The 26,900-nt window shown below is 45.1% G+C and carries 16 protein-coding genes and 1 riboswitch; of the genes, 6 read left to right on the forward strand and 10 right to left on the reverse strand.

Translation table 11 applies throughout. The annotated features are described in order from the left end of the window. The first annotated feature begins 126 nt into the window (after positions 1-126). Entirely contained in the window at positions 127-264 is a 138-nt protein-coding gene (locus QUB08_RS32195; protein ID WP_445300942.1) for a DNA cytosine methyltransferase, read from the forward strand. A 420-nt stretch (positions 265-684) separates the two neighbouring features. Here the strand turns inward: QUB08_RS32195 and thiC are convergent, their stop codons facing one another. Next, positions 685-2,058, reverse strand: coding sequence for a phosphomethylpyrimidine synthase ThiC (thiC, locus tag QUB08_RS21480; RefSeq protein ID WP_333123374.1), 1,374 nt, complete (start codon positions 2,056-2,058; stop codon positions 685-687). A 7-nt stretch (positions 2,059-2,065) separates the two neighbouring features. Further along, positions 2,066-2,162, reverse strand: a riboswitch (TPP riboswitch). 135 nt (positions 2,163-2,297) lie between these two features. Here thiC and QUB08_RS21485 point away from each other — a divergent pair. The 4 genes from QUB08_RS21485 to QUB08_RS21500 all read left to right on the forward strand — a co-directional run bounded on the left by QUB08_RS21485 (position 2,298) and on the right by QUB08_RS21500 (position 12,525). Then, entirely contained in the window at positions 2,298-3,413 is a 1,116-nt protein-coding gene (locus QUB08_RS21485; RefSeq protein WP_333226919.1) for a DUF262 domain-containing protein, read from the forward strand. Then, on the forward strand, positions 3,413-3,874 hold the full coding sequence (locus QUB08_RS21490) for a HEPN domain-containing protein (protein ID WP_333226920.1): 462 nt from the start codon (positions 3,413-3,415) through the stop codon (positions 3,872-3,874). Before QUB08_RS21485 ends, QUB08_RS21490 begins: the two co-directional genes overlap by 1 nt. Before the next feature lie 1,097 nt (positions 3,875-4,971). Further along, positions 4,972-11,016, forward strand: coding sequence for an AAA family ATPase (locus QUB08_RS21495; protein ID WP_333226922.1), 6,045 nt, complete (start codon positions 4,972-4,974; stop codon positions 11,014-11,016). Between the two features lie 9 nt (positions 11,017-11,025). Then, complete coding sequence (locus tag QUB08_RS21500; RefSeq protein WP_333226924.1) at positions 11,026-12,525, forward strand: response regulator; 1,500 nt, start codon at positions 11,026-11,028, stop codon at positions 12,523-12,525. Between the two features lie 174 nt (positions 12,526-12,699). Here the strand turns inward: QUB08_RS21500 and QUB08_RS21505 are convergent, their stop codons facing one another. After that, entirely contained in the window at positions 12,700-14,940 is a 2,241-nt protein-coding gene (locus tag QUB08_RS21505) for a tetratricopeptide repeat protein (RefSeq protein WP_333226926.1), read from the reverse strand. Between the two features lie 213 nt (positions 14,941-15,153). Then, positions 15,154-16,026 (reverse strand): 6-carboxytetrahydropterin synthase, encoded by an 873-nt coding sequence (locus tag QUB08_RS21510; protein ID WP_333226928.1) that lies wholly within the window; start codon positions 16,024-16,026, stop codon positions 15,154-15,156. A gap of 436 nt (positions 16,027-16,462) precedes the next feature. On the opposite strand from QUB08_RS21510, the gene QUB08_RS21515 reads away from it, so the two are divergent. Then, complete coding sequence (locus QUB08_RS21515) at positions 16,463-17,962, forward strand: cyclic nucleotide-binding domain-containing protein (RefSeq protein ID WP_333226930.1); 1,500 nt, start codon at positions 16,463-16,465, stop codon at positions 17,960-17,962. A 300-nt stretch (positions 17,963-18,262) separates the two neighbouring features. Here QUB08_RS21515 and QUB08_RS21520 read toward each other — a convergent pair whose 3' ends face one another. The 7 genes from QUB08_RS21520 to QUB08_RS21550 form a co-directional block, all read right to left on the reverse strand. Beyond that, on the reverse strand, positions 18,263-18,946 hold the full coding sequence (locus QUB08_RS21520; protein WP_333226932.1) for a DnaJ domain-containing protein: 684 nt from the start codon (positions 18,944-18,946) through the stop codon (positions 18,263-18,265). Between the two features lie 320 nt (positions 18,947-19,266). Next, the gene (locus tag QUB08_RS21525; protein WP_333226934.1) at positions 19,267-19,422 is read right to left on the reverse strand and encodes a hypothetical protein; all 156 of its coding nucleotides are present in this window, start codon (positions 19,420-19,422) and stop codon (positions 19,267-19,269) included. Positions 19,423-19,503: 81 nt separating this feature from the next. Further along, positions 19,504-20,466, reverse strand: a complete 963-nt coding sequence (gene cysK / locus QUB08_RS21530; RefSeq protein ID WP_333226936.1) for a cysteine synthase A — start codon at positions 20,464-20,466, stop codon at positions 19,504-19,506. Positions 20,467-20,522: 56 nt separating this feature from the next. Beyond that, the gene (locus QUB08_RS21535) at positions 20,523-20,963 is read right to left on the reverse strand and encodes an Rrf2 family transcriptional regulator (protein WP_242716025.1); all 441 of its coding nucleotides are present in this window, start codon (positions 20,961-20,963) and stop codon (positions 20,523-20,525) included. A gap of 393 nt (positions 20,964-21,356) precedes the next feature. Beyond that, positions 21,357-23,555: an iron uptake porin gene (locus QUB08_RS21540; RefSeq protein WP_333226938.1), complete on the reverse strand. Its 2,199-nt coding sequence runs from the start codon at positions 23,553-23,555 to the stop codon at positions 21,357-21,359. Between the two features lie 292 nt (positions 23,556-23,847). Then, positions 23,848-25,497 carry an HD domain-containing phosphohydrolase gene (locus QUB08_RS21545; RefSeq protein ID WP_333226940.1) on the reverse strand — a complete coding sequence of 550 codons (1,650 nt, stop codon included), beginning with the start codon at positions 25,495-25,497 and terminating at the stop codon, positions 23,848-23,850. A gap of 141 nt (positions 25,498-25,638) precedes the next feature. Continuing rightward, positions 25,639-25,920, reverse strand: a complete 282-nt coding sequence (locus tag QUB08_RS21550; protein ID WP_333157534.1) for a 4a-hydroxytetrahydrobiopterin dehydratase — start codon at positions 25,918-25,920, stop codon at positions 25,639-25,641. Between the last annotated feature and the right edge of the window lie 980 nt (positions 25,921-26,900).

The raw sequence follows: 26,900 nt of genomic DNA on the forward strand, positions 1-26,900 counted from the left end.
ACACGGCGTTAACGCACCCTACGAATTGAAATTTTATCGTTACCAGGCTCTGCCTGGTAATGAATATCTAGAGGCTCTGCCTCCATTAAAAAATAGCACAAAATATGAGTTTTTACCGCCGGCTTAATGGCCCTGAAAAAAATCCGTTTTATTGACTTATTCTCAGGAATAGGCGGCATGAGATTAGCGCTTGAATCCGCCGCTGGTTCCTTGAATCTGGAAACGAAATGCCTCGCAGCGAAATCAATCCCGACGCTCAGTTAGTTTACCAGTAAAGGGTAGGCGGCTAATTGACTATAGCGGTGGCAATTCTCTTCATTCTTGGGAACTGGGTTTGCGGGGCGAGTGCAGTTTAAACGAAATTGAGTTGATGAAGAGTTTTATATTGAAAAGGCGAAATAAATAATTTGGGCATGACCAAGATGGCAAGCTATTAGCTAAAGAGCAAATAGCTACTTTTTTTTTCATCCCAATCTCGATAAAATTCTGGATTCCTTGGTAACAAAAAAGTACCTGCAAGGGAACATAGCAATTCTCCTTTGCGGAACTCCTTTTAATATAACCTTAAGTAAGGTGCGCCATCAGCACCCTAGTTTTGGGCGAGCAGGATGCCCGCCCCACAACAAACGAAACCGCTTTACGATTAAGTAAAGTGCGCCATCAGCACCCTAGGAATTAATCCAATTAGCTTTGGGCTACAGGTTCCTTAGCCAAAAACTTCTCTAATTCCGTCAAAGCATCGGCATCAACCTTAGTCTGCATCGGACAGAACTTAGGCCCACACATTGAACAGAATTCAGCAGTTTTATAGATATCCGCCGGCAAAGTTTCGTCGTGATATTCCTTTGCCCGTTCTGGATCTAATGACAGCTCAAATTGACGGTTCCAATCGAAATTGTAACGCGCTTTGGAAAGTTCATCATCGCGATCGCGCGCACCCGGACGGCCCCGTGCAATATCTGCAGCGTGAGCCGCGATTTTGTAAGCAATCAGCCCGTTTCGGACATCCTCAGCATTCGGCAATCCTAAGTGTTCCTTCGGCGTCACGTAACACAGCATTGCAGTACCGTACCAACCAGCCATCGCTGCCCCAATAGCTGAGGTAATGTGGTCGTATCCAGGCGCAATATCTGTCACCAACGGCCCCAAAACATAGAAGGGTGCTTCCGAACATTCCTCCATTTGTTTCTTGACATTAAACTCAATTTGATCCATCGGCACGTGGCCGGGGCCTTCCACCATTACCTGCACGTCATGTTCCCAAGCTTTGCGAGTTAATTGTCCCAAAGTTTTGAGTTCAGCTAATTGAGCTTCATCCGACGCATCGTGAGTGCAACCTGGCCGCAGAGAATCTCCCAAACTAAACGAAACATCGTATTTTTTGAAGATTTCAATGATGTCGTTAAAGTGAGTGTAGAGGGGATTTTGTTTGTGGTGATGCAGCATCCACCGCGCCAAAATGCCGCCGCCGCGAGAGACAATCCCAGTTAGTCTATTTTTTACTAACGGCAAATGCTCAATCAAAATTCCGGCGTGAATAGTTTGGTAATCAACACCTTGTTGAGCGTGTTTGTCAATGATGTGAAGAAAGTCATTGGGGGTCAGACTTTCCATATTACCATGAACGCTTTCTAAAGCTTGGTAAATTGGTACAGTACCGATCGGCACCGGTGAAGCTTTGATAATCGTAGTGCGAATTTCATCCAAATTGCCGCCGCCGGTGGACAAGTCCATCACGGTATCAGCGCCGTATTTCACTGCTAGTTTAAGCTTGTCAACTTCTTCTTCCATATTGGAAGAGTTGGGAGATGCACCGATATTAGCATTGACTTTGCATTTAGAGGCAATGCCGATCGCCATCGGTTCCAAATTCGTGTGATTGATATTAGCCGGAATAATCATCCGTCCCCGCGCTACTTCCGCGCGGATCAGTTCTGGCGGGAGATTCTCTCGCTTAGCAACAAAGTGCATTTCCTCAGTAATTACACCTTGACGGGCGTAGTGCATTTGAGATACATTGGTGTGCCCCTGACGCTTCGCGATCCATTCGGTACGCATATTTAATTTCCTTGATAAACAGCTTCCCTCCGCTGGTATTACCCAGACTCAGGTTCTAAGGGTGTTTTCTCAGCCCGGATATTCGGGCACCCCTAGCTAAGCTGTTGATTGTATCACCGATTTCTGTGCGCCACGGCAGCAACTAAGGAAATCTTAATATTGAGAGATAGATGAGGGGAGCGATCGAGGGTGAAAGAAGATTTGCTATAATAAGAGTTAATGAGAGTAGGTAAAGCAGTATGTCAGATGAAGGTCAGACAATTACGAGACAAGAGCAAGAAACTATGGACGAGGAAAACTTCATTGAAAATACTGTGGAAGAGGAGGCTGATGAAAAAATTATCTTCAGATACTCTATCACCAGTTATGGAGCTGACTATACCCTTGATAGTCTTGTTAGACGCATCCAAGACGGCAGCATATATGTCCCTTCATTCCAAAGGGCTTATGTGTGGAAAATTCAGGAGGCTTCCCGTTTTATCGAATCTCTTTTGCTAGGTCTTCCGGTTCCAGGAATATTCCTATCAAAAGAGCAAGACACGCAGAAATTGTTAGTAATTGACGGATTGCAGAGGTTGCGTACACTTCAGTATTTCTATGAGGGAATCTTTGCACCTACCAAAAAAGAGTTTGCCCTAAAAGATGTGAAGTCAACTTTTGAAGGGGCTACCTACAAGTCTTTGCCATCAGAATATCGGCGGAGTTTGGATGATTCGATATTACACGCTACGATTGTCAAGCAAGATGAGCCTTCTGATGATAACAGTAGCATCTATCAGATTTTTGAACGGTTGAATACAGGAGGTAAAATACTTGCCTCTCAAGAAATTAGATCCTGTATTTATCATGGGAAATTCAAAGATTTACTTCAACAACTTAACCAAAATAATTCATGGCGAGATATTTTTGGAAAATCTGACCCAAGAATGCGGGATGAAGAACTTATTCTTCGATTTTTAGCACTGTATTTTAATGGCAATAATTATCACAAGCCAATGAAAGAATTTCTTAATCAATTTATGGGGAAAAATCAAGGTTTGAACTTAGACTTACAGCATCAATTAAGACAATCATTTGAGCCAACTATTGAAGTTATTCATCAATCTTTAGGTAATCAAGCTTTCAAACCAAATAAAATGATTAATGCTGCTGTTTTTGATGCTGTAATGATAGGTATAGCCCGCCGATTAGAAAAAGGTAAAATTGACAATAGTGAAAGATTAAAAGATATATATCAAAACCTTTTAAAGGAAGAAAATTTCCGTCGTTTTACAGTTGACACAGCACGTACTACTGAGAAGGATGCTGTTAATAGTAGAATTGAAATTGCTACCCAAGCTTTTGCTGCATTGTAATGAATAGAGAAATCATCAGCAATAAGCAGGAACTTGACCATTTGTTTAAAAAAATTACCGCTTGCTCGGAAGATACCTATCTTCAATCTCATTGGGCTAGATATTTATGTATTTTAGTATCTGGATTTTTAGAGACTTCTGTGCGTATAATTTATAGAGAGTATGCTAGAAATAAAGCCATACCACAAGTGGCTAACTTTGTTGAGGGGAAGCTAGAGGATTTTCAGAATCCTAAGATGGAGAAAATTCTTCAATTAACAGGGTTGTTTAGCAAAGAGTGGGAAAATGATCTGAGGCGCGAAACAGAAGGTGAACTAAAAGATGCAGTTGATAGTATTGCCAATAACAGGAATCAGATTGCACATGGTGGTTCAGTTGGAATCAGCTACAGTCAGATAAAAAGTTACTATGATCGGGCTATTAAGGTAATTGAGTTGATGGAAAATCAATGCAGTAAATAATGACGGAATTGCTGTAGGGTTCCAGGTCGGAATTGTAAGTTATATGTTTGCAAAAAGTGCGATCGCCCTAACCCAAAATTAAATCAATACTCACTGTAAACTCGGGAATAGCCAGCGGCTAAACTTGTTCGCCGCGCTCAAACTTTTGCAAAGAACTATAGCCAGTTGCCGTCGGATCGCGGTAAAATTCTAAACAATTAACCTCAATATCCCACAACCATACTTGCTTAGTCGCAGAGCGAGCATAATACTGAATTTTTCTGATCCTGGCAATTCCTTCTCTAATTTCTCCTGAGTTTCACGATTGATTATTCTTTGTCTTCCCGAACCGGGTTTTTGGGATAATAATTATTCCATTCCCCCTTGACGATAGCTAGACAATTATCTTTCATTGCAGGCTAGGTACGAAGTTTCCCTAGTCGCACAGAAGAAGACGATACCGTTTATACCATTTGGGTTTTGGGCAAATACAGAGATTGCTGTTGTTCTTGTCGGTGAGCATCTTTAACTCAGAGCGAGAGCTTTCAGTTCTGATTCTGTTTCCCGAATCTTCATCTTGACAACTCCTGACCTTTTCGCTCTTTATATTTGGGTAGTAACTCACAAAAATAACATCTACTAACTATAGCACTATTTTAGGAACTTGGTATAAGTCCTGAAACTCATTTGAAGCTTTGTGAATTTATTTTTTTAATTATTTTAAAAATTTGTTAAATTTTATTGACTGATAGATACAAAAATACAATTAAATGATGTCCGTTTGAGCGCAATCCGATGGAGCCAAGGAGAGTAAAGCCACTAAATAAATTACACTTTATTAAGCTTTAATATTTTTTAAAATTTTTAGTGCATCCTAGATAGACCGGCATAGTTCGCTAAAAGCAAGCATAGCCTTTCTAACATAGCGAACTTTTGGTTGTATAAAAAGCCTTTCTGACTCGCTGCCCTTGGCTCCTCTACGTTTTGTAGAAAAGTCCCGGCAAAAACCAGGCTAATTGTTGAGTAAATTACTATGTTACAATCAGCTCCAATAATAATTAAGTTTTAAAAGCGGCCTTAACCTCACGCTCAATTACCTTGCGATCGCTAGAATAACCATGACTATCAACTTAGCTGGCTATCAATTCGTTGAAACCCTCCACAGCGGGATCAGAACTTCAGTCGATCGCGCTCGGAAAGATTCGGACTTTTCTAGCGCGATCGTCAAAACGCTAAAGGCTGAGTATCCCACTCTTTCTGACATCACCCGCTTGCGGCACGAATATCAAATTCTGCACAGCTTGAACGTAGAAGCGATCGTCAAAGCCATTAGTTTAGAAAGCTATAAAAACGGTTTAGCACTAATATTAGAAGATTCAGGCTCCGAGTCTCTCAACGATTGGATGAAGCGTAAAAAACTCACAATCATTCAATTTCTTTCTTTGGGTCTCCAGCTTGTATCTGCCTTAGCCGAAATTCATAAACATAACATTATTCATAAAGATGTAAAGCCACCAAATATTATCATCAACCCAGCCACTGAAAAAGTTCAAATTATTGATTTTAGCATCGCTTCGCGCCTGGAGCGAGAAAATTCGACCCTCAGCCATCCAGATTTGCTCGAAGGCACACTCGCCTATATGTCGCCAGAACAAACTGGCCGGATGAATCGGTCAATAGACTACCGCACTGATTTTTATTCACTAGGCGTTACCTTCTATGAAATGCTCACAAGCGAGTTGCCCTTTAATTCCACAGACCCGCTGGAATTGGTACACAGCCATATTGCCAAAACTCCCATTCCCCCTCACCAGCTAAATCCTGAAATCCCACCACAAATTTCAGCGATTGCGATGAAGTTATTAGCTAAAAATGCTGAAGACCGCTACCAAAGCACTGAGGGACTAAAATTTGACTTAGAAACTTGCTTGATAAAATTACAGGCTAGCGGATATATTTCCAACTTTGTTGTTGGAAGTGCGGATAAAGCAGGGCAATTAAATATACCGCAAAAGCTCTACGGTCGCGACCAAGAAATTGAAAAAATTCTAGAAACTTTCGATCGCGTTGCCAGTGGTACCACCGAATTAATGCTGGTTTCCGGTTATTCCGGGATAGGCAAAACAGTTTTGGTCAATGAAGTTCACAAACCCATTGTGCGACAACGAGGCTATTTTATTGCGGGTAAATTTGACCAGTTCAAACGCAATATTCCTTATGCTTCCCTAATTCAAGCATTCCAATCCTTAACTCAGCAACTTCTAACCGAAGGCGAAGTAGAAATCCAAACTTGGAAAGAAAAACTGTTATCCGCTTTAGGCGATAACGGACAAGTCATTATTGATGTTATCCCTGAAGTCGAATTAATTATTGGCAAACAGCCACCCGTAGCAGAACTAGGGGCAACTGAAGCTCAAAACCGTTTCAGTCGCGTCTTTAAACAATTCATTGGCGTATTTACGACTATTGACCATCCCTTAGTTATCTTCCTCGATGACTTGCAGTGGGCGGATTCGGCATCGTTGAAATTAATTGAATTGCTAATCACTGATTCTGATAGCAAGTATTTATTGCTGATTGGGGCATATCGAGATAACGAAGTTTCTCCAACTCATCCGACTATTCAAACGATTGACAAGATTCGCCAAAGTGGTGCGGCGGTGAATAATATTGTCCTTCAACCATTACACCTGGTTCATGTCGAAGAATTAATTGCGGATACTTTAAATGAATCTGGCGGTTCGGAATGCCTGTCTGTAAAAACGCGAAATTTCGCGTCTCTACTTTTTAATAAAACCCAGGGCAATCCTTTTTTCTTAAGTCAGATCCTAAAAACTCTCTATCAAGAAGATTTGTTGACTTATGATTTATATTCTGGCGTTTGGCAATGGAATATCGAGCAAATTCAAGCAATCGGCATCACCGATTACAATGTTGTCGAACTGATTGCTAGAAACATCCGCAAATTGCCAGAAGATACACAAAAAGTATTAAAATTTGCTGCTTGTATTGGCAACACTTTTAACTTAGAAGTTTTGGCAATTGTTAATCAGGAATCATCCTTAGTCACGGCGGCGCAATTGTGGGCCGCACTTCAAGCTGGGTTGATTTTACCTTTGAGCAATGAATACAAAATTCCCCTGGTATTTAGTCAGGAAGAATCGGGCGGTTTTGCCTTAACTGATGTGAAGGTTGACTACAAGTTTTTACATGACCGAGTGCAGCAAGCTGCCTATTCTTTGATTCCAGACGAGCTAAAAAAAGAGACCCACTTAAAAATCGGTCAACTGCTGCTGCAAAGTACAACGCCCGAAGACCGAAAAGAAAATATTTTCGCTTTAGTTAACCAACTCAATTATGGTACTGACTTACTTAGCACTGAATCCCAAAAATATGAACTAGCTCAATTGAATCTGATTGCAGGTCAGAAAGCGAAAGCTGCTACAGCCCACGATTCCGCCGTCAAATATTTGCAAGTGGGTTTATCTCTGCTAGCGGTAGATAGTTGGGACAATCAGTATGAACTGGCATTAAGGCTGCATGAAGAAGCAGCAGAGTCAGCATATTTGAGTGGTGATTTTGACCGAATGCAGCGATTCGTTGAGATAGTACAAAAATGCGCCAAAACGCTATTGGACATAGTAAAAGTGTACGAAGTCCAGATTCAAGCTTATATGGCGCAGAACAAGCTGCTAGAAGCATTGAATACGGGGCTGCAAGTCTTAAAGCAGTTGGAGGTAGAGTTTCCCGACTCGCCAAACCCATCTGATATTGGGCAGGCGCTGGGGGAAACTGCGGCAATTTTGAGCGGAACCCGAATTGAGGACTTAATCGATCTCCCTGAAATGACCGATCGCTATCAATTAGCAGCGATCAGGATTTTGTCAAGTATATTTTCTGCTTGCTATTCTGGGATGCCCGCACTGGTGCCTTTAACAGTGTGCAAACAGGTCGATTTATCCGTTCAATATGGCAATGCTTCTGTGTCTCCCTTTGCATATGCGGTATATAGTCTTCTTCTTTGCGGGGCGGTAGGAGATATTGAGCGGGGCTATGAGTTCGGCCAATTAGCTTTACGTCTAGTGTCAAAGTTAAATGCCAAAGAAATCGAAGTCAAGACTTGCCACTTAGTGTATGCAGCCGTTCAGCATTGGAAAGAACACGTCCGCAATACCTTAGAACCTTTCCTGTCCGCTTTCTCTAGCGGGCTGGAAACTGGAGATTTAGAATATGCTGGCTATGCCGTCATGGTGTGGAGTCATTACTCGTTTTTTGTGGGCAAGCAACTAATGCAACTCGAACGAGAGATAGCCACTTACGCAGATGCAATTCATAAAATCAGCCAAGAAACCGCGCTTAATAATACAAAAATCTGTTGGCAAGCCGTCTTAAACATGATGGGAAGAAGCGAAAATTCATGCCTGTTAAAGGGGGAAGTTTACGACGAAGAGAAAATGCTGCCGCTGTATCAGCAAACTAACAACCAACTGGCAATTCATTACTTATACTTGCACAAACTTGCGCTTTGTTATGTGTTTGACTATTACGCGGAAGCCTTAAAAAATATCCCTCAAGTAGAAAGTTCTTTCGGATCATCTACAGGGCAGCTAACTGTTGTTATCTTCTATTTCTACGATTCTCTAGTACGGCTAGCTGTGTATTCTGAAACTTCGCAGTCCGACCAGCAGGACATTCTTAACCGAGTACAAGCTAATCAAGAAAAGTTGCAAAAATGGGCGCATTATGCCCCCATGAATCATTTACATAAATTCTATTTGGTAGAGGCAGAAAAACATCGTGTTTTAGGCGACAAAGTAGAAGCGATCGAGATGTACGACAAAGCGATCGCTCTTGCTAAAGAAAACGAGTACATCAACGAAGAAGCACTAGCTCACGAACTCGCTGCTAAATTCTATTTGTCATGGGGTAAAGAAAAGATTGCCCGCACCTACATGACCGATGCTTATTATGCCTATATGCACTGGGGAGCTTTAGCTAAAGTTAAACATCTAGAAGAAAAATACCCGCAATTAATAGCGCGAGCCTCTGTCGTCACCGAAACCCCTTTCAACCCTACGATGACAATTCCTCCTTTCACCATTACAGGCGGTCAAACAGAGTTGCTAGACTTGGCAACTGTAATGAAAGCATCTATTGCCATTTCTAGCGAAATTGTTCTACCTAACTTGCTCACCAAGTTAATGAAAATTTTGATAGAAAACGCAGGCGCTGAAACTGGAGCGCTTATTCTCTCAAAAGATGGTCAACTTGTTATAGAAGCGGCGGGGACTAAAGATCAAGTCCGAGTGCTAGAATCTTTACCAGTATCAACTTCTGGGCAAGTGCCTATCTCGGTAATTAATTACGTCACCAGAACTCAGAAAGATGTCGTTTTAAATGATTCCGGCATCGAGGAAATATTTAACGCCGACCCCTACATTACCCAACACAAACCAAAATCCATTTTGTGTGCGCCTATTCTATCTCAAGGTAAGTTAAGTGCCATCCTGTACCTAGAAAACAACGTGATTGCTGGCGCTTTCACGCCGAAGCGGGTAGAAGTGTTGCGGATGCTATCGGGACAAGCTGCGATCGCCTTAGAAAATGCCAACCTCTATCACACTTTAGAAGTCAAAGTAGAAGAGCGAACCGAGGAATTAAAAGCCAAAAATACGAGCCTAGAAGTAGAAATTCAAGAGCGACACCGAGCCGAGCAAGCGGCCGAAGCCGCAAACCGCGCCAAGAGCCAATTTCTCGCCAACATGAGCCACGAACTTCGCACACCGCTCAACGGCATTTTAGGTTATACCCAAATCCTCAAACGAGACACAGGTTTAACCAGTCAGCAAATTTCTGGTATTAACATCATTCATCAGTGTGGCGAACACCTCCTAACTCTGATCAATGACGTTCTAGACCTCTCCAAAATCGAAGCCGGAAAAATGGAACTCTACCTCACCGAGTTTCACCTGTCAGACTTTCTCCAAGGCATTACTGAAATCTGCCAGATTCGCGCCCAACAGAAGGGAATCTCTTTGATTTACGAACCGCTAACTCAACTTCCCACTTGCGTCCAAGCCGATGAAAAAAGGTTGCGGCAAATTCTCATCAACTTACTCGGCAATGCCGTAAAATTCACCGAAAAAGGAGGCGTTAGTTTCAAAGTATACAGACTTGAGGCTCAGCAATCTTTCTCATCACCAATCGCCAATTCCCAATCCCTAACAGCGAAATTTATTTTCCAAGTAGAAGATACAGGCATTGGCATCGCGCCGGACGAACTCTCAAAAATATTTTTGCCTTTCGAGCAAGCCAGCGGTTCAGTTCGCCAGATTGAGGGAACAGGATTAGGGCTGGCAATTAGTCGCCAATTAGTGGAGATGATGGGCGGCGAACTGAAAGTACAAAGCTCTTTAGGTAAAGGCAGTATTTTCTGGTTTAAGTTAGAGTTGCCTATTACCGAAAGCTGGGAAGGGTATCAAAAAGACCCGGAAAAAATTATCAGGAGTTTCTCAGGCGAGCGACGGAAAATTTTAGTCGTTGACGATCGCTGGCAAAATCGCTCTGTCCTAGTTAATCTTTTAGCTCCCATTGGGTTTGAATTAATGGAGGCAACGGACGGTCAAGACTGTGTGAATAAAGCGCTGTTATTTCAACCGCACTGTATTATAATTGACTTAGTAATGCCAGTGATGGACGGCTTTGAAGCGGTGAGGCGGATCAGAAAAATCCCTCCATTGAAGGATGTAATCGCGATCGGAACTTCTGCTAGCATTTTATCCGGCGATCCCCACAGCATTCTCCAGGCTGGTTGCAACGCTTTTCTCCTCAAACCAATTCGGGCTGAAAAGTTATTAGAATGCTTGGGCAACCATTTAGGTTTAGAATGGATTTATGAGGAGCGAACAACTTTCAGTTCAGAAGGTATCTTCACCGAACTCCCTTCCCAAATCCAAGACCAACAACTGATTGCTCCCCCTTCGGAAGAAGTTGCAGTTCTGTTCGATTTAGCCATGAAAGGTGAACTCCTCAGTATTGAGCAGCGAGCCAGCAAGCTGAAGGCAATAGATATGCGTTATGCACCTTTTGCCAATCAGTTGCTTGAATTAAGCAAAAACTTTGAAGAAGACAAATTAGTAGAATTTGTTCAACAGTTTAGATGAGGAATAAAAATGACTAGCGAATCTTTAGACAGAGGCACCATTTTAATTGTGGATGATACGCCCACTAATCTGGGTTCAGTATTGGATTTTTTGACCGCATCTGGCTTCACTGTTTGGGTAGCTCGCAGTGGGTCTAGCGCTCTCAAAAAAGTGCAATATTCCCAGCCGGATTTAATTTTGTTGGATGTTCTGATGCCTGAGATGGACGGATTTCAAACCTGCCAAAAACTGAAAGCGAATGACTCAACTAAAGATATCCCAGTCATTTTTATGACCGCGCTGGACGATACAGAAAGCAAAGTCCAAGGCTTTAATGTGGGGGGAGTTGATTATATCACTAAGCCCCTTCAACACGAAGAAGTTTTAGCTCGCGCTATCACGCACCTGAATCTGCGAAATCTAACTAAAAAGCTTCAGGCGCAAATTGTCGAGCGCGAGCGAGCGCAAGCCGACCTACAAGTTTTGGCACAACAGCTAGAGACGCGAGTAGAACAGCGCACCGCTGAACTTTCCCAAACGAATGAACGCCTCAAGCAGGAGGCTGCTGAACGCAAGCTTGCAGAAGCAGCTTTGCAAGCATCGGAAGCGCGAGAGCGGCACAAAGCCCTACAGCTCGAAAATTCCCTGCACGAACTCAAGCACGTGCAAAGCCAGCTCATTCAGAGCGAAAAAATGTCCGGGCTAGGCCAACTCGTAGCTGGCGTAGCTCATGAAATCAATAATCCAATTAATTTTATTTATGGAAATCTTTCCTATGCTCTGGAATATTCAAAAGCTTTGGTCACTATCCTTGACCTCTACGAAAAGCACTATCCTCATCCGGCTCCAGATATACAAGCAGAAATCGCAGCAAGCGAGCTAGATTATCTCAAAGACGACTTGCCTAAATTGTTCAAATCGATGTATTTAGGAGCCGATCGCATCCGCGAAATCGTTTTATCTTTGCGCCTATTCGCACGGCAAGAAGGATATGAAATGAGAGCGGTCAACCTTCACGAAGGCATGGACAGCACGCTGATGATTTTACAGAGCCGACTAAAATTTAACTCAGACCGCCCCTCGATTGAAGTGGTTCGGGACTATTGCCCAAACCTGCCCGAAGTGGACTGTTATGGGGGAGAAATGAATCAGGTATTTATGAATGTACTTGCAAATGCGATCGATGCTATTGACGAGTGGAACACGCAGAGATCGCTAGAAGAAGTTAAAGCGAATCCTAGCGTGATTCGGATTAGCACAGAAGTAACAAGCAGCAATTGCGTAGCTGTCAGAATTGTGGACAATGGGCCAGGGATCTCGGAAGAAGTTCGTCGCCACGTATTTAACCCGTTTTTTACGACAAAACCCCCCGGTAAGGGCACAGGGATTGGGTTGTCGATTAGCTGGCAAATTGTAGTGGAAAAACACCGGGGAAGCTTGGGGTGTATTTCTGCACCAGGCGGGGGAACAGAGTTTACTATTGAGATTCCGCTTCAGCAGGAGTCTCCTGTCTTGTCGCTGTCAGCTTGATATAATGTCGGGTATCTTCATCCATCATTGTGCGCTGTGATATCATTTCCGGTAACACCGGAATGATGTTGACGGTTCACTGTTCACTGTTCACTGTTGACGGTTGACAGTGAACAGTCAACAGTGAACAGTGAAGTCGAATTTACTATTCCGATGCTAACGGATTTGATATAACTAACTGTCCGAAGATTGATCGGATTGTGGCTGTTTCTGAGTATCTTTTTCCCCGGCAATAAATCCTTCTGTATCCTGCTTTAATTCTGATACAAGTGCGCCTCGATCGCGCCAAGCTTCCGCATTTTCTGGTTTGATGGCAATAGCTCGATCGTAAGCTGCCATTGCTTCCTCATACCGCTTTAATTCTGACAAAGCTGTACCCAAGTGGTGCCAAGCATCGTAGGAGTCGGGCTTAATAGCAATCGCTTTCTCATAAGCTGCGATCGCTTCTTCATTGCGCTGCAATTTGGCCAAAGATTCGCCTTTACCAAACCAAGCTTGGTAACACTCGGAATTAAGGGTAATTGCTGATTCGTAAGAGGCAATTGCTGCTTCGTGCTGCGATAGTTTGTCGAAAGCTACGCCTCGGTTGTGCCACACTTCAAAATCCTGCGGTTTAACGGCTATTGCTTTGTCGTAGGATTCGATCGACTCTTGATATCGCTGCAATTTTCCGAGCACAGCAGCTCTATTGTACCAAACTTCGTATTTATCGGGCCGGATGCCGATCGCCCGATCGTAAGAATCAATAGCATCGCTGTAGCGGAGGAGTCTCCACAGCATATTGCCTCGATTGTACCAAGTTTCGTATCTGTTAGGATTGAAAGCCAGAGCGCGATCGTAAGATTCGACTGCTGCTGCGTACTGCTCTATTTTACCCAGCATCGCGCCTCGGTTGTGCCAAATTTCGCTGTCGGTTGCTTTGATAGCGAGGGCGCGATCGTAACTGGCGATCGCTTCTTCGTAATGCTGCAATTGACCCAACAAAGCCGCTATACTGTGCCAACAACCGTATTTTCTAGATTCGCTCAAACTTGCTCGCTCGTAACAGGCGATCGCCTCTTCGTACTTTTGCAATTTGCCCAGCAAACTCCCTTTATTATACCATGCTTCGTAGTTATCCGGTTTAATTAATATTGCTTGGTCGTAACAGGCGAGTGCTTCTTCCATGCGCTGCAATTTTACTAACACATTTCCGCGCCAATACCAAGCATCATTCAAAAATTTATTCGCTAAAACAGCTTTTTCCAAGCACCCTAATGCTTCCTCATAATTGCCTTGAAAATAAAGCCCTTCGGCTTGCTTGACATAATCGTCAGCAATCAATTTTTCGTCGTTAGCAGGTGCCGTTTGCGAATTTTGGGAATTGTTTAAAGCCGGTTGAGGTGTGAGTTTGAGAGCTTCTTTGGCAACAACTGCGGGAACTTGGGAAATTTCTTGAACAATTTGAGATTTTTTCTCGTCAACTTCTCTCATCAAAACTTGCAAGTGCAGGATGAATTGAGATTTAAGAGTCTCAATGTGCTCTACGGATGACTTGGAAAGTTCAGTTTCTCTAGTTAAAAAATCAATGGATTGTTTAGCTGCACTCATTTGCGCTTCTAATTCATTCCTCAATTTTTGAGTGAGTTGGCTAGAATTTATGAGTTCTGATTCCAACACGCCAATGCCCTGCAATCGTTTATTGGCATCAGCAACCAAGTGTTTGATGATCAGCCGTCGCATCATCCAAAAAAAGGCAATTGTCACTGGTGGAAATACAGTACCCAGAATTAGTAAAATATTGAGCAAAGTTATGGTACTATTAAAACCATATCCAGATTCAGAATTGCCACTAGACGGGGAGATGAAAGCGAAAACCTCGCGAACTTGAGGATTGCTTTCAGCCCCGGTTTCGATTAATTTAGCCAGCCAGGTTTCTTGTAAAGATTTTGTTAGTTCATCGCCGGATGCAGCAGGAGTATTCGCCTTGCTTTTTGCACTAGGAGATACATCGGGTTGAGCGGCCGCTACGAGCAAACCTGTCGGCGATTTTACAGCAATTCGGGGGGAAAATTGTTCGTGGGCGATCGTCTCAGGCTCGCTAATTGACTCAGCCCGACGGGAGAGGGTAATATTTGGGGAAAATTGTTCGTGGGCGATCGTCTCAGGCTCGCTAATTGACTCAGCCGGACGCGATTCAGTATTATTTACCGCATCAACAAAGTTGCTAGCCTGCGGTGTCTGAGGAGAAATAGGAGGTGCAGCAGGATTGGTGCTAGTATTAGCAGTTAAATTGTGGGATGCGAGGGCAGCCAGACTCAAGAGAGCTAGATTAGAGACGCGCATAAACGTCAACTCATTTAGGAGAAATTGGTGCTTGGTTGTCAGCGATCGGGCGATCGACCTCATACTCTCAGCAGTTAGAATAGCTGACATGAGGAATGCTGACTTACTATCTCCAAAATACGGGCGGAGTCTGACTTTTCAGGAAAACTGCCAGTAATTCTGGCTGTGTAACTTTTGTCCTAAAATATATTCTCGCGCCTAATCCGGTTGAATAACCCTCGAAATCATCGGGGCGGGTTTACCAATCTGCACAATTAGCCCAATATCCGGGTGAACCCGCCCCAACAGACCCAATTTTTAGCTTTAAACCCTAGCTACAATTGCTTCTGGCTGCTGACGTTCAGCGGCCACTTCCTCTAAATCAGCACCGAAAATTTCACAGCTATTATTCGGACTTTCAATCAGCTTAATCTTGTGCAACTGGGCGCCCAATTCCCGAACGGGCGATCGTAATAATTGGCCGATCCGAACAGCAATATTCTCCGCAGTCGGCACAACATTCTCAAAATAAGCAATATCCTTATTTAAAAAAGTGTGATCGAAAGGTTCAACAACATAATCGTCAACGGCTTTTTGTAAAGCTCCCAAATCAGCAATCATGCCAGTCCGCGCCTCAATTTCTCCTTTAACAGTCACCTCTAAATGATAGTTGTGACCGTGACCGTTGGGACGAGCACATTTGCCGTAAATTTCCGAGTTTTCTTCAAAGCTCAAATCGGGACGAGCCAACCGATGGGCCGCGCTAAAATGAGTAGACAAAGTTAAATAAGCTTCCATTCCGTTTCCTAAATATTCAGCCCAAAGTTCGGGATGTTCAAACAATTGAATTTTGCTCACAGGTAAATGAGGGGCTAGCCTCCGCCAAATTTGCCGTGCTATGTTTTCGGTAGTTGGCAGAGTCTGCTCAAATTCCGGCCACGCTTCGTTGAGAAAGGAAAAATCGAGCTCCTTGGTAACTTCCCGCTTGATGACGTGCTTGACATCAGACAGGTTGAGCACCATGCCGTACTCGTCGAGTTCTCCTATCATGGAAACGTAAAGGACGTAATTGTGTCCGTGTCCCGGTGCGCGGGCAGTTGGGCCAAACCGCTCAAAGTTCTCGGCTTCGCTCAACTCCGGCAGCCAGTACCGGTGACTCGCCGAAAACTGTGCCCGACGATTGATGATGCACTGCATAAAAGTCAAGTAGGGTAAGCTTGTTAAGTTCTGTAAAGGACTCGCTTCTTAAGGATAAACTAATTTTTGCTGGAATTTTTCAATAATTTGAGGGTGCTGTCAATGAATTTCTACCAATTTTCCAGATATTGGCAACAAGTCGCTGTTCGAGCTCCAGGGCCCATTTTACGCCACAACACAGATATCCGGCAGAAAATACCGCTACAAAACAGTTTCTCGCCATCAGTTGCTAACTCATCAGTTACGAGCATTTGAGAAAGTGCCTGAAGCGGATCTATCCCGTTCGCGAAGCGGGCCCGTTGCGGTAGGGAATCGACCTTTTTGCCACACAGGACACTCCACAGTTCGAGTTTTTCGCCTAAGCTCTGCAATAGTTAACAATTTGCGGTTCAGTTGCGCTCAAAACTAATCACCCATTACCCATTACCAAATATTAATGAATTGGATTACTGCACGAGCCGATCGCTTTTTTGAAAATTGGTCGGGTGCGATGACAACCCCCCTCTTCTATATCGGGGACACTCATCTGTCCCTCAGTGCGATCGTCAAACTGATAGTTTTAGCTATATTTGCCTTGATTATAGCTAAGATTATCAGTGAAGGAATCAAGCGCAGCCTGCTAGTTCGGATGGGATTGGATCGCGGTAGTCGAGAAGCAATTTCCACCATCATTAGCTATATTTTAGCAACGCTTGGCTGTATATTCGTCCTGCAAGGTGCCGGCATCAACCTCAGTTCTCTCACCGTTTTAGCGGGCGTTGTCGGCATTGGTTTCGGCTTCGGATTGCAAAATCTAGCCAGCAACTTTATCAGTGGTCTCACCCTGCTATTTGAACACCAAATTAGAGTAGGAGACTTTATTGAAATAGACAATTTATTAGGAACAGTAGAAACAATTTCGATCCGTTCTACAATTATTAAAACAATTGACGGACTATTTGTAATTATACCAAATATTAAGTTTGTCGAAACTAACATTATTAACTGGAGTTACAGAGACCCCCGATGTCGCCTCCACATCCCCGTCGGCGTTGCTTACGGCTCTGACCCAGTAATAGTTACGGAAGCGCTGCTAATTGCGGCCCGGATGGAATCGAATGTCTTGTCCCACCCTTCTCCTAAAGTATGGTTTTGCGGTTTTGGAGATAACGCTTTAAATTTTGAACTTTTAGTTTGGATTGATCAGCCGCAGGAAAGCGATGCTATTAAAAGTGCAGTGAATTTTTTAATAGATTACGAATTTCGCCACCGAAATATCGAAATTCCTTTTCCCCAGCGGGATTTGTGGCTGCGAAATCCGCAAGAGTTAACTCAACTTTTTCACAATAACAAAGACAATAATTCCAACGGCCAAGTTTTTCCGCAAAATGCCAAACATTCAGCCGACCTCAAATCTAATCTCCCCGTTTCTGAACATAAAAATCCAGGGCCTAAATCCCCTAATAATTGGACGCTGCGAGATTTGTTGCGGCGAGTAACTTATTTTGAACAGTGTACGGATTTAGAACTGCGACAGTTAATTGAATACGGCTACCGACAACTGTTTCCAGCGGGACAGGTTGTATGTAAAGAAAATGACCCTGGCGACTCTTTTTATATTATTCTTTCCGGTAATGTAGAAGTTCTTTCTCAAAAAGCTGGTCAGTATATTGCTACGCTTCATGAGGGCGAGTTTTTTGGGGAAATATCTTTGCTATTGGGAACTCCAAGAACGGCGACTGTTAAAACTAGCGAAGATGCAATTTTGTTTGTGGTGGAACGCCACGATTTACAAAAACTTTTAAGAGAACAACCCAATTTAGCCGATCAGATTGCTCAAAAATTGTCGGAACGCCAGCAAGCTTTGAGAAATTTGGGATTGTTAGATGGCGAATCTCTGGAACAAACTCCTTTTATTAAAATTCGCAAGCGCATTCAAGTTCTTTTTGGAATTTGAAAGAAGGAAGTTCGGCAACGCGCAGTGTACGGGATTTAACGGATTTAACGGATGAATGCTGAGGGCATTGGGCATTGGGCATTGGGCAATTCTCCCACTCTCCCACTCTCCGCTCTCCCCCTCTCCCCCCAGGGCTGTTTCATTCTCACCAAAAACGAGGTTTTTGTAGGGGTAGTGCTAAGAGTGCCTACCCCCGCCACCAACCATCGAATGGGGGTTTCAGGCCAAAAGGGCCGGCACTCTTGGCACGGCCCCTACCAAGAATGAAACCGCCCTGCCTCTCCCCCTCTCCTTGACTAACTAACTTTTAATTTTTAATTCATCCTGTGCTTCCCGCCGCAGTCTAGCGGCAATTCTAAACAGTTCTTGACCGGTGTGCAAGTGCCGATCGTCATAATTGAGGGTAAATAAATGCAATTCTTCTATGCCATCGCCGACTTGATTGATACAGTAGTAGAGATGGGCAGCAACTCCGGCTACATTAGATGGATTGGGCATCGATCTGAGAAAGTTATGAGCTTTTTCAAGGAACTCGCGGCTGGTTTCGATATAAAGTTGAAACTTTTCTATCAGTTCGTCATCAAACGGATCTGCTGACAATTCGTTTATTTCCTTTTTCAGCGGCTTCAAAATGTTGTTGAGCATTCGATTGACTGGTTTATATACTTTAATCAGCCACTGTTCCATTTGTTCGTCGGCATCCCGCGCTGTTTGTTGTCGCTGGCGGCTGAAGTTGGACGCGCTGGGCGATCGCAATTCTTCGCTTTGTGGGGAAAGTTGGCGATCGTAAGATTGTCTGTGCTGGGCGTCTCCTAATATTTCATAGGCTGCATTGAGGCGGACAATCTCTTCGTGACCCGCTGTGTCGCTGCGGCTGTCTGGATGAAATAATTTGACTAAACGGCGGTATGCTTGTTTAATCTCGGCTTGTGTTGCGGTTGGGCTAATCTTTAGGGTTTTGTAGTGATTGATAACGGAAGACACGCTGTTATTTCCTTGAAATCTGGATTATCTGTGAGAAAGTGCTTGACAAAAATATCATTTCTTGCTAATATTTTAATTTTTTATCTGATATAAATGTCAATAATTGCCAGTAAAAAACCTCAGTTTTCAACTTATCATAAATCTATTTTAGAAAAACATTGAGGCTTTGGAAGTGGTAAGCCGATCGAGATTGAGGACTCCTATAGCGCTGCTCCCGCCAACAGTTAGCCCTTCTTTTCTTTGCTCTTCCTTCGCCACAAAAGCGCTCAGCGCCCGCTTCGCTAACACGCCGAAAGCGGTTAGTTCAAAAAAAAGCTCCTTCAGAAATTCGGCATCATATCAAATCCGGTAGCATCGGAATTATTCCTCTCTGTATTCTCTCCCTCTGCGTTCTCTGCGCCCTCTGCGGTTAAATCATTCCGATGCAACCGGAAACGATATCGATCGCGATCGAGGGAGCTACAATCTATCGTCATTTTTTAATCTACTAAAAAGCCAAGCAGGGCGTAAACTGTACGCCCTGCTCTCTATTTTTGCGACTTGGGCCGGAGGCTAGCTTAGTTGAGGGCCATCGCCAGATTGAGTTCTGGATCTTGGAACAAGGGAGTGCTGAGATAGCGTTCGCCGAAGCTAGGCTGAATCATCACAATCAATTTCCCTGCATTTTCGGGACGCTTGCCGACTTTCACCGCTGCATATAGTGCCGCACCGCTGGAAATACCGGACAAAAGTCCTTCTTCTCTGGCCAAGCGACGGCCGTAGGCGATCGCCTCGTCATCGGTAACAACTATAATTTCGTCGATCGAATCCACATTCAGCACCGGCGGCACAAAACCAGCACCGATACCTTGAATTTTGTGAGGCCCAGGCTTTCCGCCCGACAGTATCTGACTATTGGCCGGCTCAACGGCGATCGCCTTAAACTCGGGTTTCCGGGACTTAATCACCTCCGAGATACCCGTAATCGTACCGCCAGTCCCAACCCCAGAAATCAGGAAATCCACTTCGCCGTCTGTATCTTCCCAAATTTCCTCAGCCGTTGTCGAACGGTGAACCTGCGGGTTTGCTGGATTCCGAAACTGCTGCAACATATACGCATTGGGAGTTTTGTCCACAATCTCTTGAGCGCGGCGGATGCAGCCACTCATGCCCTCAATTCCGGGAGTCAGTTCTAGTTGGGCCCCGTAAGCTCGCAGCATCGATCGGCGTTCCGTGCTCATCGTATCCGGCATCGTCAAAATCAACTGGTAGCCCTTAGCCGCCGCCACCATTGCCAGAGCAATTCCGGTATTGCCAGAAGTCGGTTCCACTAAAACCGTTTTTCCCGGAGCAATCAGCCCTTCGGCCTCGGCTTGATTGACCATATTCACACCGATCCGGTCTTTTACCGATGCTGCCGGGTTCATGCCTTCGAGTTTTACCACAATCCGAGCCAAGCAGCCTTCGGCTTGGGGAATGCGGTTGAGTTGCACCAAGGGCGTCCGCCCTACCAATTCTGTAATGTCGCCAGCAATACGCATAATCTTTGTCAGTTTGTGGTTGAAAGTAAATGTTAATTCCTAGTTGGCAATATTAACTAGATGTAATACATGATATCGAGCTGCCGTCTGCCATTGCGCTTTTCGCACAGATCCTGTAGCGTATATTTTTGCAAAACTGAGTTGGCAATCGATCGAGCTTCTTGCCAAACTTCCCAAATCACCGCACTTTCTACAGTTTGAGCGGGCGAGTCTTTTTCAGAGCGATCGAACTCTGAGCCTTCGAGACAGTTGATAATTTCTAGGAGGGTAATTTTCCAGGGTTCCCTCGCCAATATATAACCTCCCTTAGCTCCTCGCTGGCTGCGAATCAGCCCGCAGCGTCTCATGGTAGCCAGCAACTGCTCTAAATATCGATCGGGAATATTTTGCTGAGCCGCTATCTGGCGAATTTGCAGAGGCTCGCCTTCTTCGTAGCAATCGGCAAGCTCCAGCAAAGCTAAGATTGCGTATTCGCTTTTACAGGAGAGTTCTACCATAATTGCTTCAAATATCAGAATTATCAACTCCTAAGTCAGATGTTAAAATTCTCATCAATGTTGAGTTCCAAATTCTAACTCCTAACTTTACCCTTTATTATACCCCGGTTTTCCACTGAACTTGAGCGACTTTCATCACTGCATCCTTGGAACGATCGGCAATCTGAACCCAACAAACCCAGTTTCTCGTTTCGACTCCCTCCGCTTCCACCACAGCCTTACCTCCAGAAACGGGTTGTCTGCCTTTATGACTGATAATTTTTAATTTTTAATATATTCTTGGCGCACCCTTCGTCCCGCAAACAAAAAAGCCCTGCGCTAGGCAGGGCTAAACTTGGCCTTTAGAGTGGCCAGCAGAGAGGGTATAACCTCCCTGCCTCTTCTAACCCGCTCTTAGAACGTGAAAGTAGTTCTCAGAGTACCAATGATGATGTCATCATTACGGTCATCTTGATTAGGATTTGTCACCCAAATCACGCCCGGAGTAACAGAAATGTTGTCCGAGAGCTGAAACTTGTAGAAACCTTCAACGTGATAGGAATCATCGTTGCGGAAGCTCCGCAAACTCCTCGAAGCTTCAAGTTTATCCAAGTAAGGCTCACGACCTACCACGAACCCTAGCAAGTTGCCTTCTTTCCCTAAATCAGGCAAAGCCAAGGTGACAGCGTAGTTCCAGATTCTCGCATCGCCGATGCCGAGAATGCGGGCATTGGTTAAACCAGCCCAGCCACCAAGGATAAATCTCGGGCTCAGTCGTAACGAAGCCTGAGCACCGTAGGAGTTGCTGACAACTTTGCGAGCATTGAAGCCATCAAAGCCTTCGCTCAAACCGTTGAGAGAATTAGCTACGCCGGTACCTGTGAAACCGCCGAGACTGCCTGGCCCATTCGATAAACCATTGTCAAACCCAAAGTTACCTCTGCTAAAGTAACCGTGGTTGTAGTTGAATGCAACTTGCAAGTTGCGTCCGGGGGTAAAAGTCAACTGACCCATCGCCGCGTAGTCGCCGTTTGTCAAGCCTGCACCCCTAGCCGGACTGGCTGCATTTGACGCCAAATAACCGAAGGACAGAGAAGTCGGGCCGAACACGCCGCCCAGCAAGCCTCGGCCACCGAAGGCATAGTCAAAGCCGATACCTGCGCCACCGCCCAAGCGATAAATCGGGTTCCGCTGTCCAAAGGTGCTCAATGACCCGTTGCCGCCGTCAAAGTCTTCAAAATAAGGGTTGACAGTCGGCATAATGTCGTCCCAAACGCCAGCGTTGGCTATCAGGCTAACGTTCAGTCGCTGACCGACGGGGAACTTGTACAGCAAGGTATCGAGGGCCACAACGTTGTCGGTTCTGCCGACAACATTCCAAGTTTGAGTGCCTTCGCTGGTAGCCCCAAGGTTAAATCTTTGACCGTTGCCGACTTGAAGCCTGGTCAGCAGCAAGTCTCTGCCGGTGAAGCTAGTGTTTAAATTGAGACGCACCCGCTGTTGGAAGACAGTTTCATTATTGTTGCTGCCGATTCTTTCGCCGTCTCTGCCAAAAACGCTAACGTCGCTACTAAAGTCATCGCTGAGGGCAAAAATTGCTTCCCCAGTCAGCTTGGTAGTGGTGGAGAATTGGTTGGCTTCGAGTTCGGCTGTCCGAGCTTCCAGAGCATCAACGCGACCGCGCAGGGTTGCCAGTTCCGCTGCAAATTCTTCTTGGAGCCGTTGGAGGGCCGCCAAGTCATCTCTCGTAGCGAAGTTGCCCGTGCCGCCTCTAATTAGCTCGCTCACCTTGTCTAAGCAAGCATTTAAACCGGCTGCGAATTCGTAGCGAGTCATTGCCCGGTTGCCGCGGAATGTGCCGTCGGGATAACCGGCAATACAGCCGTAGCGCTCGACTAGGGATTGCAGTGCTTGGAAGGCCCAGTCTGTGGGCCGCACGTCGGAAAGTTGGGAAACAGAGGTGACTTGACCTTCAGTTTCGCTGCCGACAGTACCTTCGGTGGTGTACTGGTTGAGCTGTTCTAATGTGGCGGCTGGGTTTTGCTCTTGTGGTGCGGCAGTTTGCGCTAAAGATTCAGCCGGTTGTGGCAAACTTTGTTCTGCCGACTCGGCCACTGCCGGGGCTGGAGTTTCTAATTGAACTGCACCGATTTGCTCTGGGAGAGCGGTAGCTGCCGGGGCTGGAGTTTCTAGTTGGGCAGCCGGGGCAGAATTTTCTACTGGTTGAGCGACTGTTGGCTCAACTGCGGCTAAAGATTCACTTGTAGGTTGTGATGCCGCTTGGGGATCTGCCTCAGCAGGGGCTGTGTTGGCTCCAACGATCGCACTTTCAGTTGCAGTCGTGGCCGAATCTTCAATCGCTGCGTGGGTTTCGCTGCCAGCGACTTGGGAAATTTCTTCTACTGGCTCGGAGGCAGCAGTTGTTTCAGAAACAGCAGCTAAAGCATTTAGTTTCGCTTCGGAGGTTTCAGCGGTTTCAGCTTTGGCGACAGCGGGATTGAGCGCATCAGCAGCCTGCTGAGCGTCTGCTGCCATCGCGCTCGAAGAAACTACTAGGGTAGCTCCTAAGACTGCTGGGCTGATTAGTAAGTAACTCCACAAAAATTTCGACATATTCACTCTCATCCTCACACCGATTACAGAGAAACTTTTCTAGTCTTCTATGTGGTCAGTCGTTGCTCCACTAGCATACTCTAAAAAGAGACCTAAAATTCACTTTTTCTTTTGATTCTTTCGGGCTGACCGAGTAGGTAGATGTGACTGACGGCTGCAGAGAGCCTGTTTTTTAACCTGTACTCAACTGCGTCAAAACCATACCAGGCTTGGGCTGTCGATTGATTTTACTGATGACAATTGATAGCACCCGATCGCCTATTTACTTTTTAGCACAGCACGCCCGACTCGTCTAGGCTGATTCGACTTTAACCTCCAAGCTGTGTCCGAGGACGCTAAAGACTTGGCGATGATCGAACAATTCTAACAAATCACCGTTGATTTTGTTGTGAGCTGCTTCTTGCCGCAAAATTTTCATGGCTGCCTCTGTTCGCAGAGCTCGCTTGTAGGGGCGATCGCCTGCTGTCAGGGCGTCGTAAATATCTGCGATCGTCATCAATTGCGCTTGAATTGGAATTTCTGACTTGTTTAAACCTCGCGGATAGCCTGTGCCATCGAGTTTTTCGTGATGTCCGTAGGCAATGTCTGGAACATTTTTTAAATCCTTTGTCCAAGGAATTTGTTTCAGAAACTCGTAAGTGTGAGTTACGTGAAATTCTATTGCCGATCGTTCTTCCGGCGTCAGGTTGCCCCTCGACACCATCAATTGCAAGATCTCGTCTGGGTTGAGCAGGGGTTTCTTTGCCCCATCTATATCTCTGTAAGTTTGTCGAGCAATCTCTCGCAGTTGAGCTAGGGGTTCTGCTGCCAAAATGTGAGGCTCGTTTGCCTCTAGCAGCACTTCCCAGTATTCTGCTAATCGGGTTTTCGCCTCTGCTAGCTTAGTGTCTAGCTGTTCGATTTCCTGGCATTGAGCGCACTCTGGCTCCTGGCTCGGGTGTTTTCGGTAAGCCGAATGCTCCAGCAAGTATTTATATTTAGACTGGACGCATTCCATTTCCATCGTCCGCTGAGCTAAGCCAAAGCGGTGGCGAATGATTTCTAGCTGTGCGGGGTAGAGCTTTTTCTGTTTGGTCAAAACTGCTTCGGGCACTCCAATTTTGCCAAAATCGTGCAGCAGGGCGGCGTAGCGAAGTTCTTGAATTTGGCGGTTATTAAAGTAAATAGAGCGCAGTCCTCCGCTGGTGACGGTGTTTACTTCTTCTGAAAGGCGTACTGTGAGGGCTGCTACTCGTTCTGAATGGCCGTAGGTACAGGGGTCTCTGGCTTCTATGACTTGCACCGAGGCTTTGACGAAGCCCTCGAACAAATTTTCTATGCTGTCTTGAAGTTGATTGCGCTCGATCGAGATTGCTGCTTGAGAAGCGAGCGATCGAACTATCCTTTCTTCCCACTCCGAATACTGCTGCGTCGATTCCCAGGCATTGTCTGCTGTCAGCACCGTATCTGCCTTTGTTTTGCGGTTGATCAGTTGCAGTACACCTATTGTCTCTCCCTGTCGGTTTTGCATCGGCAGTACCATTACGGAGCAAGTGCGGTAATCAATATCCCTGTCAAAACTGGTATCTAGCCGATAGGGTACGCCCGGGGGTAAGTCGTAGGCATCAGACAGGTTCAAACTTTGACCGGTAATTGCCACGTATCCCGCCAAGCTTTTGTCTGTCAGTGGCAGGGCAAACTCTTTAAACGACAGGCTGGGTTTAGAAGCGTTTTGGGCTACCTTGAACAGCAGCTTAGATTTTTCGTCGCTGTGATCTACTAAGTAAACACTGCCAGCATCGCTGTAGGTAATTTCTCTACTTTTGGATAAAATTAAGTTTAACAAGTCGCCCAAATCTTGGGCGCTCGACAGAGCCGCGCCAATATCTAAAAGCTTTTCTATCAGATGGGTTTTTTCGGCAGCAGACTCGTTCTTGAACTCTGGCTTTTCAAATACGATCATGGTCGGATGATGGGGAATAGCCTTTTATACATTGAACGTTTGGCCTCTCGACTTTTTAGCACCCGATTCTAACCCCAAGTCGATTTTTTATTTGCGAGCTTTTCTCTAGCGGGGACTCTTATTGGGCCAGCCGACACTCTTTTAATCTAGCGTAGAAATCTCTTGGGCTAGCGCAAAGTCTTTCTCAGTTAAGCCTCCGGCATCGTGAGTTGTCAAGTTAAGTGTAACTTTGTTGTAGGAAATTTCTATATCTGGGTGATGTGCTGCGGCTTCTGAGGGGGCGACCAACTTATTCACAAAGGCTATCGCTTCGATAAAATCTTTAAATAAACGCGTACAACGCAGTTGTTTGCCTTCAATTGTCCAGCCTGACAATTGACTGGCGCGCTCTTGAATTTCAGTATTGTTAAGTAGGTCAGCCATAATTTTGTTCTTTGGAATTAGCAATGGCAGATTAACTGCCCACCTGTAGAAACCCTGACCAAAAACTATCCGCTCTCACCAATAGCGTTTAGTCTCAAGTTTTAATACTCAAGATTTAGCACTATTTGAGGTGAGAGCGGTCTAGCGGGTCTTCAGATTAGAACCTGACTGCCGGGAGAATCCCTAGCTCAGCCTGGTTCCCCGTGGAAGTCGTTTCCCGTTGGAGACGACGGCTGACTGCTAGTGAGCGGCCCCGGCGCACAGCCGGTAGTTTCCAATCTGATGACCCATGCGTTTACTACTTTCTATCATGGGCATCACCTCCAGGTTTAGCTAAATGGCTTAATATTGGAACGCACATCACCTAAATACAAGATTTAAGGTGATGATTTGTGCGCTAGCCATTGCCAGCGTTACCAGAAGAACTTGCGTTCTGAGTATCGTTCTAGTATTCACAATTATTAGAATAACACAAGGAATTAGAAGTGGGGGATGCAAATAGAGATTTTTGTGAGATCAGGGGAAATTACTGCAGCAGCAAGGTCTTCGATCGATCTCTACAGCAATCGGGCGATCGCAGTTTCAGCCATTTGCCCATATGTTCTTCAGAATCCTGGCTGTGCGGTTATCAGGTGCATGGCCACTCTGGCGGCGGGGAAAGGTCGATCGATTTCTTGCCAGATGGAGAGTTCACCATATATAGACACGAGTTGTTCTAGCTACAGGCAGAGTTGGTTTTTGTAAAAAATCAACTTTTTTAGGGCGCTAATTCGATCAAATCCTGGAAATAAAAAGCTCCTGCCTGGTGGCGGGAGCTTTTTAAGCATTAAGGGTAAAGCCTAAACTGCTTTATCTTACCCTTTTAAAATGTTGGAAATTTTGATATTTCGCGCTGATTACAGAGCGTTACCGCGAGGCAGAACTTCTTCAGGGAAGATGAAGTTTTCGTGGGGTTGGTCAGTCGGAGCCATCCAAGCACG

Source organism: Microcoleus sp. BR0-C5 (genome assembly GCF_036705045.1).
Taxonomy (GTDB): Bacteria; Cyanobacteriota; Cyanobacteriia; order Cyanobacteriales; family Microcoleaceae; genus Microcoleus.

Coding starts and splice junctions, on each gene's coding strand:
- QUB08_RS32195 (WP_445300942.1), top strand. CDS start 127: ATGGCCCTGAAAAAAATCCGTTTTATTGACTTATTCTCAGGAATAGGC.
- thiC (WP_333123374.1), bottom strand. CDS start 2,058: ATGCGTACCGAATGGATCGCGAAGCGTCAGGGGCACACCAATGTATCT.
- QUB08_RS21485 (WP_333226919.1), top strand. CDS start 2,298: ATGTCAGATGAAGGTCAGACAATTACGAGACAAGAGCAAGAAACTATG.
- QUB08_RS21490 (WP_333226920.1), top strand. CDS start 3,413: ATGAATAGAGAAATCATCAGCAATAAGCAGGAACTTGACCATTTGTTT.
- QUB08_RS21495 (WP_333226922.1), top strand. CDS start 4,972: ATGACTATCAACTTAGCTGGCTATCAATTCGTTGAAACCCTCCACAGC.
- QUB08_RS21500 (WP_333226924.1), top strand. CDS start 11,026: ATGACTAGCGAATCTTTAGACAGAGGCACCATTTTAATTGTGGATGAT.
- QUB08_RS21505 (WP_333226926.1), bottom strand. CDS start 14,940: ATGTCAGCTATTCTAACTGCTGAGAGTATGAGGTCGATCGCCCGATCG.
- QUB08_RS21510 (WP_333226928.1), bottom strand. CDS start 16,026: ATGCAGTGCATCATCAATCGTCGGGCACAGTTTTCGGCGAGTCACCGG.
- QUB08_RS21515 (WP_333226930.1), top strand. CDS start 16,463: ATGAATTGGATTACTGCACGAGCCGATCGCTTTTTTGAAAATTGGTCG.
- QUB08_RS21525 (WP_333226934.1), bottom strand. CDS start 19,422: ATGACGATAGATTGTAGCTCCCTCGATCGCGATCGATATCGTTTCCGG.
- cysK (WP_333226936.1), bottom strand. CDS start 20,466: ATGCGTATTGCTGGCGACATTACAGAATTGGTAGGGCGGACGCCCTTG.
- QUB08_RS21535 (WP_242716025.1), bottom strand. CDS start 20,963: ATGGTAGAACTCTCCTGTAAAAGCGAATACGCAATCTTAGCTTTGCTG.
- QUB08_RS21540 (WP_333226938.1), bottom strand. CDS start 23,555: ATGTCGAAATTTTTGTGGAGTTACTTACTAATCAGCCCAGCAGTCTTA.
- QUB08_RS21545 (WP_333226940.1), bottom strand. CDS start 25,497: ATGATCGTATTTGAAAAGCCAGAGTTCAAGAACGAGTCTGCTGCCGAA.
- QUB08_RS21550 (WP_333157534.1), bottom strand. CDS start 25,920: ATGGCTGACCTACTTAACAATACTGAAATTCAAGAGCGCGCCAGTCAA.